Origin of the sequence: Paramicrobacterium salitolerans, from assembly GCF_051513965.1 — a bacterium.
In the GTDB taxonomy this organism is placed as follows: domain Bacteria; phylum Actinomycetota; class Actinomycetes; order Actinomycetales; family Microbacteriaceae; genus Paramicrobacterium.
In genome coordinates this window covers 1,188,570-1,202,829 of record NZ_CP195847.1, presented here as the reverse complement: position 1 = coordinate 1,202,829, position 14,260 = coordinate 1,188,570, and the positions used below count along the sequence as shown (strand labels likewise).

Below are 14,260 nucleotides of genomic sequence, written 5' to 3'. Positions count from 1 at the left end.
CGTCGGGGATCCTGAGCTTCAGCGGCGCGAGACGTCTCGATCGGAGAGCCCCGCTTTCGCCGCGTTCGCGTAAGCACCGGGAAGCGCAGCGACGAAAGCCGCGACATCGTCTCGCGTTGTCGTGTGCCCAAGCGTGATGCGAAGAGCGCCGCGTGCGTCGCGCTCTGAACGCCCCATGGCCTGAAGTACGTGCGACGGCTCTGGCACCCCGGCCTGGCACGCAGATCCTGTCGAGACTGCCACCCCTGCCATGTCGAGCAGGAACAGCAGAGAGTCGCCCTCACAGCCGGGAAACGTGAAGTGCGCGTTTCCCGGCAGTCTGTGCTCGACCGAACCGTTCAGCTGCGCCTCCGGAACGGTCGACTGCACCTGGGCGATCAGGTCGTCGCGCAGATCTCGAAGTCGCGCGCTTTCGGAGCTCATGCTGGCGCAGGCGATTCGGGATGCCGCAGCGAACGCGACAGCGCCCGCGACGTCCTGCGTCCCTGATCGCACGTTGCGCTGCTGACCCCCTCCGTGAAGCAGCGGCTCGACGGTGGCCGTACGTGCCAGGTACAGCGCGCCGACACCGACGGGTCCACCGATCTTGTGAGCGGAGACGCTGAGCGCCACAAGCCCTGAGTCGCCTGCAGATTCGCTCGCACGTCGAATCTGCGCCACATCGATCGGCACGTAGCCGTACGCGGCGACCGCGTCGACATGCAGCGGCACGCCGTGTGACGCAGCGACGCGCGCGAGCTCGACGACCGGTTGAATCGTTCCGACCTCGTTGTTGCCGAAGATCACACTCACCACGGCACAATCGGACGCGCACTGGCTCAGGGCACTGTCCAACACAGCGGGCTGCAGCATCCCCTCATCGTCAAGCGGAAGCTCACGCACCTCTGCTCCGTCGTGCGCGGCAAGCCATTCGACCGTGTCGATGGTCGCGTGGTGCTCTCCCCCGGCGACCAGCACCACTGGCCGCTCGGCCGCAGTGTTGCGCGCCCAGTAGAGGCCCTTCAGCGCCATGTTGATCGACTCTGTGCCACCTGATGTGAAGATCACCTCGATCGGGTCGCAGCCGAGTGAGGTCGCGACCGTCTCGCGAGACTCTTCGAGCAGCTGACGCGCCCGCTGACCGGTCGAGTGAATGGATGCCGGATTGCCGACAAGCGACAGGGCTTCCACGTACGCCGACAGCGCCTCTGGACGCATCGGCGTGGTCGCCGCGTGATCGAGATACACGCTCATGAAGTTCCTTCCAAGGTGCCGCCCGCATCTCTCGGGCACCACCACAATTACTCTAGAACCTGCGCCTGGGTTCCCTCAGAGCGCGTAGCCGTTCCGCAAACGAGAGAGGACACTGAATGGCCAAACGCTCCTCTGGTTCGGAAGGAACTCCAGCGACGCGAGCCCTGGCCGCAGCCCGTGTCCCCTTCGCGGTCCGCCGCTACACACACAACCCGGCTGTGACCGATTTCGGGGCTGAAGCAGCACGTGAGCTGGCAGTCGATCCGGAATGCATCTTCAAGACACTCATCGCCGTGGTCGATGAGGAACTCATCGTGGCGATCGTTCCAGTCACGCGCATGGTGCAGCTGAAGTCACTCGCCAAGGCTTCCGGCGGCAAGCGCGCCAGACTGGCAGATCCTGCCCTCGCAGAACGCCGAACCGGCTATGTCGTCGGTGGGATCAGCCCCATCGGTCAGAAGACGATGTTGCAGACTGTTCTCGACTCGAGCGCACTCGAGCACCCCCAGATTCTCGTCTCCGGCGGACGTCGTGGCCTCGACATCGAACTCGACCCACGAGATCTCGTGGTCCTCACCGGTGCCGTCACGGCGCCGATTGCCGTCTGACGCGATCAGGTCTCTGACTCGGTCAGAAGAGCAGGCCGGAGAGTCGTGCCCGCGCCTTCGTGACACGCGTGTCTGCGCTGCCCACAACCTCGAACAGCTCGAGGAGCCGCTCGCGTACGGTGTTTTTTCCGTCATCGTCGAGAGTCGGGAAGAGCGTCAGCAGTCGATCGAAAGCATCATCGATGTGTCCGCCCGAGATATCGAGATCGGCGACCGCCAGTTGAGCCTCGACACTGTTCGGCTCGGATGCCGCAGCCTGACGTACCTCATCAAGCGACGCGCCGTTCACGCGCACGAGCAGACGCACCTGCGCACGTGCTGCGCGCGCGTCAGAGTCGTTCGGGTTCTGCGCGATCGCCTTGTCATATGCTGCGATGGCCGTTTCGAAGTCTCCGCGCTCGACGGCATCATGGGCTTCCTGGTGCAGCGGCGGAAGCGGCTCTGGCTCCGGCTCGGCGGCTTCATCATTCTGGGTGGCGCCGGAAACCGTCACCGATCCGGTGATTCCGTTCTGCGCAGCGATCTGGAGAACCTGCTCGAGCACCTCGCGAACCTGAGCTTCGGGGACGGCGCCCTGGAAGACCTGCATCGGCCGTCCGCCGAGAAGGACACCGACGGTCGGGATGGACTGAGCCTGGAACACCTGTGCGAGCTGGGGATTCGCGTCGACATCCACCTTCATCAGCACGACCTTGCCACCCAGATCGGTCACGACCTTCTCGAGCACAGGCGTCAGCTGCTTGCAGGGCCCGCACCATTCGGCCCACAGATCGACGAGCACCGGCACCTGCATCGAGAGCTCGACAAAGCTCTCAACCGTCTGATCAGTCCCATCGAGCACCAGGCTCTCCACGGTCGCGGGAGCGGCCTGCTGCTGCCCCTGACCCGGTGCTTTCTGTGGAGCGTGCTGCGCTCCCCGGTTGGCAAGACTCGACAGGTCTACGGCGCCGCGGATCGCAGCACCTTCGAGTGGTGTTTCGCTCACTTCAACTCCGATGCACTCACGATGCCCTGACTGAACCCGAGAAGCGAGATCTTCGCGTCCGAGTCAGCGGGCGGAACATAGAACAGCAATTGATCAGAATACGTCGCTTCGATGCCCTTCGCTGTCTCGTCCAGCCCCGCGAGCACCGACATTGTCGTCCCCGGGATCTTGATGAGCGCGCCGTCTTGCTTGGGCTTTACCGTCTCGACCTCTGAGATGTTCACTGCGACGATCGCTCCCGAGTTCAGGGTCGCCAGCGACAGCGGCTCCGCATCACCGGCCTTCGTCGCGAACGAGATGGTGGCGGTGTCGGGGAGCTCCTCCTGCTTCTTCTTTCGATCCGCTGAGATCGCCTGCAGAAGCGAGTCTTTCTCCAGATCGAACTTGCCGGCGAACTCGCTCTTGTCGCCCTTCTCGACGACGTCCGCGTACGCGGCAGCCAACTGCCCCGGAGCGATCGTGAGCCAGGCAGAGTCGGGTGGAATCTCAGCAGCGCCGACGCTGGCGGGTGCCAGCTCAGGCACGACCGCGTCGGGCTCGAGCTGCTGCGTGTACATCACCTTGTAGTTGTCTCGCGGGCTCTCCTGCTGGAGCACGACCGAGGTGGGCGCCACCGTCGGGTCTTCGTCCTTGATCATGGCGATCACGGTCCGCGGCCATGTGTCGGTCGCCTTCGGAAGGCTGATGGTCAGCGGGGAGGCTGGGATGGACGCGGGTGCCGGATAATCCGACATCTTCTCGCGGATCTTGTAGTTGACCGTGCGCTCTTGGAGCGCTGCACCGCCGAAGCGCGTCGCAGCAAGATCAGCGTCTCGTGCACTGTCGGCTTCGGTCGCAACCGCGGAGACATCCGCCATGATCGCCTCGAGCTGAGGCACCGTCACGGCCGGACTGGGCAGAGCCTCGCCCTCTGCGGTCGCAGTCGGCGTTGGCGTCGAGCTCGCTTGCTCGTCGGGAGTGAAGTCGGGCCAGAACGCCTGAGAGCAGCCTGTGAGCCCGAGCGCGCCGACCAGCATGACGGGAATGACCGCGGCACGCGCCCGTTTGAGCGCAACCCGCTTGCTGGTGATCGCCTTCCGAGCACGCGCCGGAGCGAGGCGACGACGCTTCCGCCCCTGCTCGATTCCCTTGCGACGCGGACCGCGGGAACGACGGATGTGGTTGATACCGAGCAGATACAGGACAAGTCCAACGATGATCATGAGGATGCCGCCGACGATCAGCGGCCCGGCCCACGGTGTGGAGTTATCGCTCGGCCAGGTCAGCTTGACATGCGACGGCGCCGGCTTCGTGCCGTCAGAAGCGATGAGAACACTGATGTCGTCTGGGATGCTCATGGGTGCGATCACGGCATCCTTCTCGATGTTCTCCATCAGCCAGAGATCCGAGCCCTCAGGGTTCGGCCCCGTGGTCTCTTCTTCCGCGTCGTCCTCGGTGGCATCCTCGTCATCGGGGTTCGCGGTCTCCTCAGGAGCTGGCGTGTCCGTCTTCTCCTTCGCGCTCGTGTCCGGACGATGCTCCTTCGAGACGAGCTTCGTGCCGTCCTTGCTGAACGAAATCGTGTTGTACGCCTCATCCCCGAGCCAAGCGGTCACGTCTGCAGTGCGCCCATAGGCGACGAAGACGTCGTCCGAGCCCGTCGCCGTGACGGATTGCTTGCCCGGAAGCTCGGTCATCGTAGCTCCGTCGATGACAGTGAACGGGAGATCGTTTTTGATGTCGACCTCGTAGGAGACGGCAGCCGGCGGCAGGAACACCGTTCTCTGTGCAATGCCGAGGACGATCATGGCGGCGGCCACGACGAACGCAGCGATAGCCAGAACGAATCGCACTAGTTACTCCTCCTGAGCCGCCGTCGATCGTAATCTGCTCGGCATTCGGGTTCCGAGCCCCAGACGGTGACAATCACAGACGCTACAGAGTAGCCGACGAATCTGAAAAGCGGCTCGGCGAGCGGTTCGCGAAATACCGTTCACAGCGCTGGCTGCGTCTAAGATGATGGCACGCAATCGAGAGGGGAACGGGTGAAAATCCAGAACGCGTTTCGTGTCGGACTCATCGGTACCCTCGGCGTCGGCGTCGGCCTCCTCATCATCAGCGCGATCACCTCGCTCTCGACGATCCTCATCTACATCGGAGCGGCTCTGTTCATCGCGCTCGGTCTCGACCCGATCGTCACCTGGCTCGAGAAGAAGAGCTTTCCCCGCTGGGCCGCGCTTCTGACGGTGATGCTCTGCGTTCTTGCCGTCTTCGCCGGCGTGATCTGGATGGTCGTGCCGATCATCGTCGACCAGGTGAGTAAGCTCATCGCGCTGATTCCGCAGATCCAGCAACAGATCGGGGATCTCACTCTGCTGCAGTTCCTCGAGCAGCAGTTCCCGTTCGTACCGTTCGACGATCTCATCGACGGTGCCGCTGACTGGCTCACGGATGCCAGCAACGTGACGAACCTCTCAAGCGGCATCTTGAATGTCGCTCTCGGAATCGGGTCCTTCCTCTTCGGCGCGCTCATCATCCTGATTCTGACGCTCTACTTCACGGCGTCTCTTCCGACGATGCGTCGCGGCATGTACCTGCTCGTCCCCGCATCCAAGCGGGCGCGCTTCGCAGACCTCAGCGAGCAGATCACCGACTCAATCGGTCATTACGTGATCGGACAGGCGAGTATCGCAGCCTGCAACGGCATCCTCTCCTTTATCTTTCTCTCCATCATCCAGGCGCCCTTCCCACCGATTCTCGCGGTGGTCGCGTTCATCGCCTCGATGATCCCTCTGGTCGGCACACTGTCGGGTTCGATCCTCATCACCCTGGTCTGTCTGATTCCGGGGCTCGGTTCGCCTTTCACAGCACTCGTCGCCGGCGTCTACTACCTCGTGTACATGCAGATCGAGGCCTATGTCATCAGTCCGAACATCATGCGGCGCGCGGTATCGGTGCCCGGGTCTGTCGTGGTCATCGCGGCCCTCGCCGGCGGCTCGCTGCTTGGCCTTCTCGGCGCGCTCGTCGCCATTCCCACCGCGGCGGCTATCCTGCTGATCATCAAGCAGGTGGTCATTCCGCGTCAGAACGAACTCTGACAGGGGCACGCTGCGAGCGGACGTCAGTCCTCCGTGAGGCCATCCCATTCCGTTTTCAGAGGGAGCGCGGAGGGATTCACGATCGAGAGGATCTCTGTGAGAACCCGCCGCGTCTGCTTCTCCCCTACCCAAAGGTGGCGACCGTCTTCGACGGGAACCAGAGTGACCTCCGGAACGACTGAGAAACGCTCTGCAGCTTCTTCTGGTCGTAGGTAGTCATCGAGTTCGGGAATGATCGCCACGAGCTTTCGTTCGTCGCCGCTCCAGGCCGCGAGCTCTGCGGAGCTCGTGCGGTGAAGAGGCGGGGACAGAAGAATTGCTCCGACGATCGGATGCTGCCGCCCGTACTTCAGCGCGAGCTCAGTTCCGAATGACCAGCCCAAGAGCCACGGTTTCGGTAGGCCGCGCTCAGCGACGAACTCCATCGCCGCTGCGACATCAGCTTCTTCGTCGATGCCGTCGCCGAATCTCCCGTCGCTCGTGCCCCGAGGCGACGTCGTCCCCCGCGTATTGAAACGAAGAACAGCGAGGTCAGCGATGGCCGGAAGACGTGCCGCGCTCTTCCGAAGGATATGCGAGTCCATGAAGCCGCCCGCTGTCGGGAGGGGATGCAGCGTCACCAGAGTAGCGACAGGCTCCCGCTCCGCTGGAAGCGCGAGCTCGCCGACGAGCTTCAAGCCGTCATCGGTGTGAAGCCTGATGTTCTCACGGAGCGCGGGCAATTCAACGGCGCCGCGGATCTGGATTGTCACGAGATCTCCCAGCAGTGCTTGTGCCAATGTCGTCGGGCAGCGAGGTCAGCCGCGTCGCCGAGAACACCGTCAGCTCGCCATGCGACCACGTGTGCTGTCCCAGCGGTCAGTGTTCCGCCGCATCCTGGGCAAACATACTCTTTCAACGCTTGCTCAGAGGAGACGGGCTGAATATTCCAGCTGACGCCTCGGCGCAACTCGGTTCGTTTCCAACCCGCGAGAAGATGGCTGAGATCGTCGTGCTCGTCGACGACTCGCCTGCCACGTCGACGTGGCCTGTTGCTTCGCGGCATCGAGGAGCTCCAGGAGAGTGAGAAAGAATCAGTACCAGCCTGTGGCTTGGGAGTGCGACCAGGCACCGCACGGCGAACCATAGCGGCCGGTGATGTAGCCGAGGCCCCACGTAATCTGTGTGGCAGGGTTCGTCTGCCAGTCAGCTCCGGCAGACGCCATCTTGCTGCCGGGCAGTGCCTGAGGGATGCCGTACGCGCCGGAGGACCCGTTGTGGGCGTAGACGTTCCAGCCAGACTCCTTGTTCCAGAGAGCGACAAGACAGCTGTACTGGTCGTCTCCCCAGCCGCGGGCCTTCACCATGTCATATGCAATCGCCTTCGCTGAACCCGGATCCGGAGTTCCCGCGGGCGGTGCAGAACCGCCACCATTGCTGCCTGACGAGGAATCGGAGGACTCCTCCTTCGGCTCCTCGGTCGGCTTCGGCTTGGGCTTCGGCTTGACGTATGAGTCGTAGGCGTCGCGATCGACCGCCGTCTCATACGAGCCCGCGACGACCATCGATTGGGCGTCACCGGCACGATCAGTCGTTGCGACCTGGAAGTACGGAGACGCGGTGGCGCCCGAGTACGGGTCGACGACGTTGACGGCGATGAATCCGAAGGCGGCGAGGAAGGAGAAGAAGCCGAGAACGATGGTCCTGCGAGTGCGGGGTCGTTGACGGCGTGCCTTCACCGACGGTTCGGTTGGCGCGAATTTTGCAACATGCTTTCCCACGATAACGGTTATGTTACATGAGCACGCGGTGAAGTCTCCAATGCCACGCCTTTATGGTCAGCGAACGGCCAGCATCACGGTGACGACGGCATCCAGCACAGCATCGACCTGTGCCTCGTCGTAGCCGCCACGCTCGCTCTGGAACGTCGCGCCTCGGACTCGGTCGATGCTGAGCGGCGCTCCGATCGTGAAGTACTTCACGATCTTGTCGACGAACTGATCAACCTCTGCTCGCTTGTACCCCTGAGTGATCAGACTGACCCGTCGGAACCGGGAGCCGGTCGGCCGGGAGAGGCGGTTGAGAATGACCTGCGCTGTCTGCTTCGCCTCGCTGATCCAGTCTTCACGGCCCATCGTCTCGAGGGCGGTTTCCCGCTCACGTCGCGCGAAAGCCTCTTCCAGACGTTCGAGCGCAGCATCCACGTGAACCGGCGAGTATCCTTTCCGCTTCATTGTGAAGGACGCCGTCCGCAGATCTTCTGAACTCATCAAGCTCTGCTGATCGCCGTCGTAGGCTTCACGGGCACGCTCGAGGAAGGCTTCGACCTCATCGACGGCGTAGCCTTTGCCACGTTTGACGAGCGGAAAATGCGAACTCACGATGTCATTCTCTCCCAGAGGATGCTGAACGCTGCCTCACTGTCCTTGAGCGAGGAATGCATATGCGGCGAACATCACGGCTGCAGAGGGCAGTATGGAATCCAGTCGGTCGAGAAACCCACCGTGCCCCGGGAGCCACGAGCTCATGTCCTTGATGCCCATGTCGCGCTTGATCATCGATTCGGTAAGATCGCCCATCGTGGCGCTTCCCAGTATCGCCAGACCGATGAGAGCGCCGACCCACCACGGCTGATGGATCATGAACAGCGCCGTAAGCACCCCCGCGATGGTTACGCAGACCGCGGCTCCCGCAAACCCTTCCCACGTCTTCTTCGGGCTGATCAGCGGTGCCATGGGATGCTTGCCGAACGTCAGTCCGCTCGCGTACGCCCCAATGTCCACGCACACGACGAGGATGATGAACGCGAGAGCCCACCATTCTCCGTCGTCCTGAGTCACCAGAACGACGGCGAAGCTCGCGAGCCACGGAACGTACAGCTGGATGAACGTCGCCGTCGCAATGTCGCTCAGTACCTCGACGGTGCTGCGCTGCTCGCCGCTTGCCATCTGGGCGACGAGTCGGAAGACGATGACGAACGCCACACCCCCGGCGAGCACCATGCCCCGAGAAGGCGCATCGATGAAATACGCGGTTCCAACGATCAGCACCGACGCGATTACCGCTGCTACAGGATCAACGCGCCGCCCTGCTTTTCGGAGTGCGGAGGCGAGTTCGAACGCTGTGAATGCCACGATGACAGTCGCGAAAAGCGCGAACAGCACCTTGACGAAGATCAGGCTGACGAGGAGAGCGCCTCCGAGCACGACGCCAATGAGGATCGCGAGGATCAGGTTCCGGCCGGTGCGCGCTTCGATCCTCTCATTGACTTGATCGAAACGCTCCCGCTGACCGCGAACCTGTCGTTCGAGATCCTCTCGCTTCAGTCGCAGCTGAGCCTGCAGCTCTGCCTTCCGGCGTCGCACAGAGTCATTCCGCGACTGACCGTCATCGTCAGTGTGCACTCGGCGCCCCGCAGCTGTTCATCTGGCTCAGACCTCGAGAAGCTCGGCTTCTTTACGCTTGAGCGCTTCGTCGATCGCGTCGGTGTGCGCCTTCGTGATCTGCTCGAGCTCCTTCTCACCGCGAGCGACCTCGTCATCGCCGAGCTCGCCCTTCAGAGCATCCAGATCGTCTTTTCCCTTGCGGCGGATGTTGCGAACAGACACTCGAGCGTCTTCGCCCTTGCTTCGAACGAGCTTCACGTACTCCTTACGACGCTCCTCCGTCAGCTCTGGCATTGTGACGCGGATGATCTGACCGTCATTGGTCGGGTTCACACCCAGGTTCGGTGCGTCGCGAATCGCCTGTTCGATCTCTTTCATCGCGGACTTGTCATACGGAGTGATCACGATTGATCGAGCATCCGTGTTGTTCACCGAGGCGAGCTGCTCGAGCGGTGTCGGAGAACCGTAGTAGTCGACCAGAAGGCGCTGAAAGAGCTGGGGATTCGCGCGTCCTGACCGCACAGTCGCGAAGTCCTCCTTCGCGACCTCGACGGCTTTGTCCATCTTTACTGACGTCTCACTCAATACTTCGGCGATCACTCGTCGCTCCTTCTCGTCTGGTGGGCTCGATCCAGTCTAGTTGCTGACGAAGGTGCCCATCTCACTGCCACGCAGCGCCTTCGTGACGTTGCCCGAGGGCTCCATCCCGAACACCTGCATCGGCATGTGGTTGTCCATGCACAGGCTGAACGCCGTGGAATCGACGACTTTGAGGCCCTGCTGAAGAGCGTCTTGGTATGTGATCCGATCGATCAGTGTGGCGTCAGCATTCGTGCGAGGATCCGCCGTGTAGACACCATCTACACCGTTCTTCGCGACGAGGACGACATCCGCACCGATCTCGAGCGCGCGCTGCGCAGCGACCGTGTCCGTCGAGAAGTACGGGAGCCCCGCACCAGCGCCGAAGATGACGACACGGCCTTTCTCGAGGTGGCGTTCAGCACGTCGTGGAATGTAAGGCTCAGCGACCTGCGTCATCTCGATGGCCGATTGGACGCGAGTGGTTGCTCCAGCCTGCTCAAGGAAGTCCTGAAGAGCGAGGGCGTTCATCACTGTGCCGAGCATTCCCATGTAATCGGCTCGCCCACGCTCCATGCCCCGCTCGGAGAGCTCAGCTCCGCGGAAGAAGTTGCCGCCGCCCACGACGATCGCGATTTCGACGTCAGCCGCAGCCTCGGCGATCTCGCGCGCGATGTTCCCGACCACATCCGGGTTGACGCCGAGCCGGCCTCCTCCGAACGCTTCGCCTGACAGCTTGAGCAGAACCCTGCGCTTCTTCTCCGACATACGAACTGACACCCTTCCGGTCGACTTCCTATTCAAACTACTGTGTGTCGGCTATGAGCGCACACAGAAAGGAGTCCGGGTCGCATATCTGCAACCCGGACTCCTCTGAGGCTCTTACGCGCCGACCTTGATGCGGGCGAAGCCCGTCACCGTGAGACCAGCGTCCTCGAGAACCTTCTTGACCTGTACCTTGCTGTCGCGGGCGTAGGCCTGCTCGACAAGGACGACCTGCTTGAGGAAGCCACCGAGGCGCCCCTCGATGATCTTCGGAAGCGCAGCCTCTGGCTTGCCCTCGTTGCGGGAAATCTCAGTGACGATCTCCCGCTCCTTGTCGAGGACGTCCGCGGGGACATCGTCGACGTTGAGGTAGCTCGGGTCGAACATCGCGATGTGCTGAGCGATCGCACGAGCGGTCTCTGCGTCGTCGCCTGTGTAAGCAACGGCGACGCCGATCTGAGGCGGAAGATCCTTCGAAGTGCGGTGCAGGTAGACGGCGAAGTTCTCACCCTCGACACGCACGACGCGACGAAGCTCGATCTTCTCGCCGATGGTCGCGGCCTGCTCACTGATCGCGTCACCGACGGTCTTTCCGTCAGCGTCGGCAGCGAGTCCCTCATCGACCGTCGAAGCCGACGCTGCCGAGACTGCGTCCGCGACCTTGTCGGCCAGGTCAATGAACTTCTGGTTCTTGGCGACGAAGTCGGTCTCGCATGCGAGCTCGATCAGCGTCGCTGCGCCCGCGACCTCACGGGAGACCACGAGGCCTTCGCTCGTGGAGCGATCGGCCCGCTTGGCGTTGCCCTTCGCTCCCTTCAGGCGGAGGATCTCCGTCGCCTTCTCGATGTCGCCGTCTGCCTCGACCAGAGCAGCCTTCGTGTCGGCCATTCCGGTGCCGAGCTGCTCGCGCAGCATCTTCAGGTCGGCAATGCTGAAGTTTGCCATTGTGTGGAACTCCTCAGATAGGAAGGTGGACTTTTACTTTGCGTCGTCTGCAGCGGGAGCGGCCTGCTCTGCAGCCGGCTCGCTCTTCTCATCAGCGGCCTCGGCAGCCGGGGCCTCTGCCTCAGCGGCAGGCTCAGTCTTTTCACCGGCTGCGAGGAGCTCCTGCTCCCACTCCGCGAGCGGCTCAGCCTGCTCGGCGCCTTCTGCGGGCTTCTGGTGACGCTGGATGAGGCCCTCAGCAGCGGCGTCCGCGACGATGCGGGTCAGGAGGCTGACCGAGCGGATCGCGTCATCGTTGCCGGGGATGGGGTACGTAACCTCGTCGGGGTCGCAGTTCGTGTCGAGGATCGCGACCACGGGGATGCCGAGCTTGCGCGCCTCGTCGATTGCGAGGTGCTCCTTCTTGGTGTCGACGACCCAGAGCGCCGACGGGGTCTTGGTGAGGTTGCGGATTCCACCGAGCGACTTGTGCAGCTTGTCGAGCTCGCGCTTCTTGATGAGAAGCTCCTTCTTGGTGAACCCAGACTTCGACGCGTCGTCGTAGTCGAGCTCCTCAAGCTCCTTCATGCGAGCCAGACGCTTCGAAACCGTCTGGAAGTTGGTGAGAAGGCCGCCGAGCCAGCGCTGGTTCACGTACGGCTGACCGACACGGGTGGCCTGCTCGGCGATGGACTCCTGCGCCTGCTTCTTCGTTCCGACGAAGAGGATCGTTCCGCCGTGCGCGACGGTCTCCTTGACGAAGTCGTATGCGCGGTCGATGTAGGCGAGCGACTGCTGCAGGTCGATGATGTAGATGCCGGAGCGCTCGGTGAAGATGAAGCGCTTCATCTTGGGGTTCCAGCGGCGGGTCTGGTGCCCGAAGTGGACGCCGCTGTCGAGCAGCTGGCGGATTGTTACGACGGCCATTGCCGTGTCTCCTGTTCTGGCGCGGATATGCGCCTCTTGCGGTTGATTGTGCGGCGACTGAGCCGCAGTCCTGGTGCCCGGCGCACACCCACGTCATTCCGAGGAACGACGACCGATGGGTGCAGAAACCGTGATGGCACGCGTAGTCATCCCGACATACGGGATGCTCCGAGAATTCTAGCATGCGAGCTGTCGCCCACAGGCTCGCACATCAGGCTGCTTTCCACCGATCGCTTACGCTCCGTCCCGGCCGAGATGGAATGGCAGGATGCTGTCGGCATGACACGTTCTAGCCCCCAGTTTCCTTGGCGTCATCTCCTGTTCGCGTTCGTGCTCACATTCCCGCTCGTTGCATCGGCACCGGTCGACGCCGCGCAGGCGACGGCTTCGCCGACGACGGCGTGGTCAACATCACGCCCAGCAGCCGATTGGCTGTGGCCGATCGACGGCCCTCACTCGGTCGAGCGCGCATTCCAGGCACCGACTTCGCCATGGGGACCGGGGCACCGTGGGATCGATCTGCCTGCCCACGAGCATCTCGTGGTTCGAGCACCTGCGGACGGCCGCGTGGCTTTCGCCGGTGTCGTGGTGAATCGGCCCGTCATCACGCTCGACCACGGCTCTGACGTGCTGAGCAGCTACGAGGCCGTTCGACCGATGGTGGACGAAGGCGATGCTGTCCAGGCTGGAGACCCGATCGGCGAGGTCACGACGGGGCCGCACTGCCAGTCCACGTGCGTCCACGTCGGAGTTCGGGTCAACGGAAGATATGTGAATCCGCTCCTGTATTTCGGCGAGCTCGAGCGTGCCGTTCTCCTCCCGTTGGGCTGATCCTTGCGCTACGCGCGTGGATGGGCAAGCCGGTAGCTCTCGCGGAGGCGCTCCGTCGAGACATGTGTGTAGATCTGCGTCGTCCCCAGACTGGAATGCCCCAGCATCTCCTGCACTGAACGCAGGTCTGCTCCCCCGTCGAGCAAGTGGGTCGCCGCTGAGTGTCTCAGCGTGTGAGGCCCGACACCGCTTGCAGAAGGTAGCTCAGACAGCATCCGAGAGATCACCGAATAGGCGGAGCGTGCGCTGAGACGGCCGCCCCGTGCACCGAGGAACAGCGCTCCATCCTCGGTCGGTGGGTCACGGCGAGCGCGCAGTTCCTCTCTGCTCATCCGCAGATAATCCACGATCGCCGACTGCGCTGGGACTCCGAAGGGAACCACACGCTGCTTCGCCCCTTTGCCTGTGACGCGCACTGTCAAACGATCGAGGTCGATGTCACCTCGGTCGAGTCCGCACAGTTCGGAGACACGCAGGCCCGCTGCGTACAGCAGTTCGACGATCGCCCGATCTCGAACAGCGATGGGGTCTCCATCGGATGCCGCGTCCGCGAGCGTGCGGAAGAGACTTCTGAGCACCTCCTGCGGGACCACGGTCGGCAGATGCTGACCGGTCTTCGGCGAGCGCAGACGAGCTGCCGTATCCGTCGCTGTGGCTCCCTCTCGCCAGAGCCACCGCGACCAGCTTCGAAGTGTTGCCGATCTCCGTGCGATCGTCGACTGCGCAAGCCCTCGCTTCGACAGGGACCAGAGCCAGTCGCGGTAGAGATCGAGTGCGAGACCATCCGTTGTCGTTTCACCCTCGCTGCACGCCCATTCGACGAACTCGTGGAGATCGGTCGAATATGCGCGGATCGTCTGCGCAGAGTAGTTGCGCTCCACCTTTGCGGCGTCGACGAACTGCTCAATCGCTGCTGTGAGCTCCATACCCCCATATTCTCGCTCGCAACACCCGGGCGATGACAGG

The 14,260-nt window shown here is 62.9% G+C and carries 16 protein-coding genes; 3 read left to right on the top strand and 13 right to left on the bottom strand.

Annotated features, from left to right (window positions below; genetic code table 11):
- Positions 1–18: 18 nt before the first annotated feature.
- A complete protein-coding gene (locus ACSAGD_RS05705) occupies positions 19–1,233 on the bottom strand; it encodes a cysteine desulfurase family protein (protein WP_437584759.1) in 1,215 nt (404 codons plus the stop codon).
- 116 nt (positions 1,234–1,349) lie between these two features.
- Between ACSAGD_RS05705 and ybaK the strand changes: the two genes are divergently transcribed.
- On the top strand, positions 1,350–1,841 hold the full coding sequence (gene ybaK / locus ACSAGD_RS05700; protein WP_437584758.1) for a Cys-tRNA(Pro) deacylase: 492 nt from the start codon (positions 1,350–1,352) through the stop codon (positions 1,839–1,841).
- 22 nt (positions 1,842–1,863) lie between these two features.
- On the opposite strand, the gene ACSAGD_RS05695 is transcribed toward ybaK, so the two are convergent.
- Both ACSAGD_RS05695 and ACSAGD_RS05690 read right to left on the bottom strand, forming a co-directional pair.
- Positions 1,864–2,826: a tetratricopeptide repeat protein gene (locus tag ACSAGD_RS05695; RefSeq protein ID WP_437584757.1), complete on the bottom strand. Its 963-nt coding sequence runs from the start codon at positions 2,824–2,826 to the stop codon at positions 1,864–1,866.
- Entirely contained in the window at positions 2,823–4,658 is a 1,836-nt protein-coding gene (locus ACSAGD_RS05690) for a hypothetical protein (RefSeq protein ID WP_437584756.1), read from the bottom strand. The genes ACSAGD_RS05695 and ACSAGD_RS05690 overlap by 4 nt, the downstream gene beginning before the upstream one ends.
- Before the next feature lie 192 nt (positions 4,659–4,850).
- Here ACSAGD_RS05690 and ACSAGD_RS05685 point away from each other — a divergent pair, with 192 nt between their 5' ends.
- Positions 4,851–5,903 carry an AI-2E family transporter gene (locus tag ACSAGD_RS05685; RefSeq protein ID WP_437584755.1) on the top strand — a complete coding sequence of 351 codons (1,053 nt, stop codon included), beginning with the start codon at positions 4,851–4,853 and terminating at the stop codon, positions 5,901–5,903.
- A gap of 23 nt (positions 5,904–5,926) precedes the next feature.
- On the opposite strand, the gene ACSAGD_RS05680 is transcribed toward ACSAGD_RS05685, so the two are convergent.
- The 9 genes from ACSAGD_RS05680 to rpsB form a co-directional block, all read right to left on the bottom strand.
- Complete coding sequence (locus ACSAGD_RS05680) at positions 5,927–6,649, bottom strand: alpha/beta hydrolase (RefSeq protein WP_437585114.1); 723 nt, start codon at positions 6,647–6,649, stop codon at positions 5,927–5,929.
- Between the two features lie 2 nt (positions 6,650–6,651).
- The gene (locus ACSAGD_RS05675; protein WP_437584754.1) at positions 6,652–6,948 is read right to left on the bottom strand and encodes a hypothetical protein; all 297 of its coding nucleotides are present in this window, start codon (positions 6,946–6,948) and stop codon (positions 6,652–6,654) included.
- A gap of 28 nt (positions 6,949–6,976) precedes the next feature.
- Positions 6,977–7,663 (bottom strand): lytic transglycosylase domain-containing protein, encoded by a 687-nt coding sequence (locus ACSAGD_RS05670; protein ID WP_437584753.1) that lies wholly within the window; start codon positions 7,661–7,663, stop codon positions 6,977–6,979.
- Positions 7,664–7,720: 57 nt separating this feature from the next.
- Positions 7,721–8,263, bottom strand: coding sequence for a DivIVA domain-containing protein (locus ACSAGD_RS05665; RefSeq protein ID WP_437584752.1), 543 nt, complete (start codon positions 8,261–8,263; stop codon positions 7,721–7,723).
- A 36-nt stretch (positions 8,264–8,299) separates the two neighbouring features.
- On the bottom strand, positions 8,300–9,247 hold the full coding sequence (locus tag ACSAGD_RS05660) for a phosphatidate cytidylyltransferase (RefSeq protein WP_437584751.1): 948 nt from the start codon (positions 9,245–9,247) through the stop codon (positions 8,300–8,302).
- A gap of 66 nt (positions 9,248–9,313) precedes the next feature.
- Positions 9,314–9,868, bottom strand: a complete 555-nt coding sequence (gene frr, locus ACSAGD_RS05655; RefSeq protein ID WP_437584750.1) for a ribosome recycling factor — start codon at positions 9,866–9,868, stop codon at positions 9,314–9,316.
- A gap of 36 nt (positions 9,869–9,904) precedes the next feature.
- Positions 9,905–10,615 carry a UMP kinase gene (gene pyrH / locus ACSAGD_RS05650; RefSeq protein ID WP_437584749.1) on the bottom strand — a complete coding sequence of 237 codons (711 nt, stop codon included), beginning with the start codon at positions 10,613–10,615 and terminating at the stop codon, positions 9,905–9,907.
- A 114-nt stretch (positions 10,616–10,729) separates the two neighbouring features.
- Positions 10,730–11,557 carry a translation elongation factor Ts gene (gene tsf / locus ACSAGD_RS05645; RefSeq protein WP_437584748.1) on the bottom strand — a complete coding sequence of 276 codons (828 nt, stop codon included), beginning with the start codon at positions 11,555–11,557 and terminating at the stop codon, positions 10,730–10,732.
- A 33-nt stretch (positions 11,558–11,590) separates the two neighbouring features.
- Positions 11,591–12,463, bottom strand: a complete 873-nt coding sequence (gene rpsB, locus ACSAGD_RS05640) for a 30S ribosomal protein S2 (RefSeq protein ID WP_437584747.1) — start codon at positions 12,461–12,463, stop codon at positions 11,591–11,593.
- 279 nt (positions 12,464–12,742) lie between these two features.
- Between rpsB and ACSAGD_RS05635 the strand changes: the two genes are divergently transcribed.
- Positions 12,743–13,294, top strand: coding sequence for a murein hydrolase activator EnvC family protein (locus tag ACSAGD_RS05635; protein WP_437584746.1), 552 nt, complete (start codon positions 12,743–12,745; stop codon positions 13,292–13,294).
- An 8-nt stretch (positions 13,295–13,302) separates the two neighbouring features.
- Here ACSAGD_RS05635 and ACSAGD_RS05630 read toward each other — a convergent pair whose 3' ends face one another.
- Positions 13,303–14,220, bottom strand: a complete 918-nt coding sequence (locus ACSAGD_RS05630; RefSeq protein WP_437584745.1) for a tyrosine recombinase XerC — start codon at positions 14,218–14,220, stop codon at positions 13,303–13,305.
- Positions 14,221–14,260: the final 40 nt, after the last annotated feature.

What these genes read in the sequence shown, in the direction of transcription:
- ACSAGD_RS05635 (WP_437584746.1), top strand. Translation starts at nt 12,743, where the DNA reads ATGACACGTTCTAGCCCCCAGTTTCCTTGGCGTCATCTCCTGTTCGCG.
- ACSAGD_RS05705 (WP_437584759.1), bottom strand. Translation starts at nt 1,233, where the DNA reads ATGAGCGTGTATCTCGATCACGCGGCGACCACGCCGATGCGTCCAGAG.
- pyrH (WP_437584749.1), bottom strand. Translation starts at nt 10,615, where the DNA reads ATGTCGGAGAAGAAGCGCAGGGTTCTGCTCAAGCTGTCAGGCGAAGCG.
- tsf (WP_437584748.1), bottom strand. Translation starts at nt 11,557, where the DNA reads ATGGCAAACTTCAGCATTGCCGACCTGAAGATGCTGCGCGAGCAGCTC.
- rpsB (WP_437584747.1), bottom strand. Translation starts at nt 12,463, where the DNA reads ATGGCCGTCGTAACAATCCGCCAGCTGCTCGACAGCGGCGTCCACTTC.
- ACSAGD_RS05630 (WP_437584745.1), bottom strand. Translation starts at nt 14,220, where the DNA reads ATGGAGCTCACAGCAGCGATTGAGCAGTTCGTCGACGCCGCAAAGGTG.
- ACSAGD_RS05675 (WP_437584754.1), bottom strand. Translation starts at nt 6,948, where the DNA reads ATGCCGCGAAGCAACAGGCCACGTCGACGTGGCAGGCGAGTCGTCGAC.
- ybaK (WP_437584758.1), top strand. Translation starts at nt 1,350, where the DNA reads ATGGCCAAACGCTCCTCTGGTTCGGAAGGAACTCCAGCGACGCGAGCC.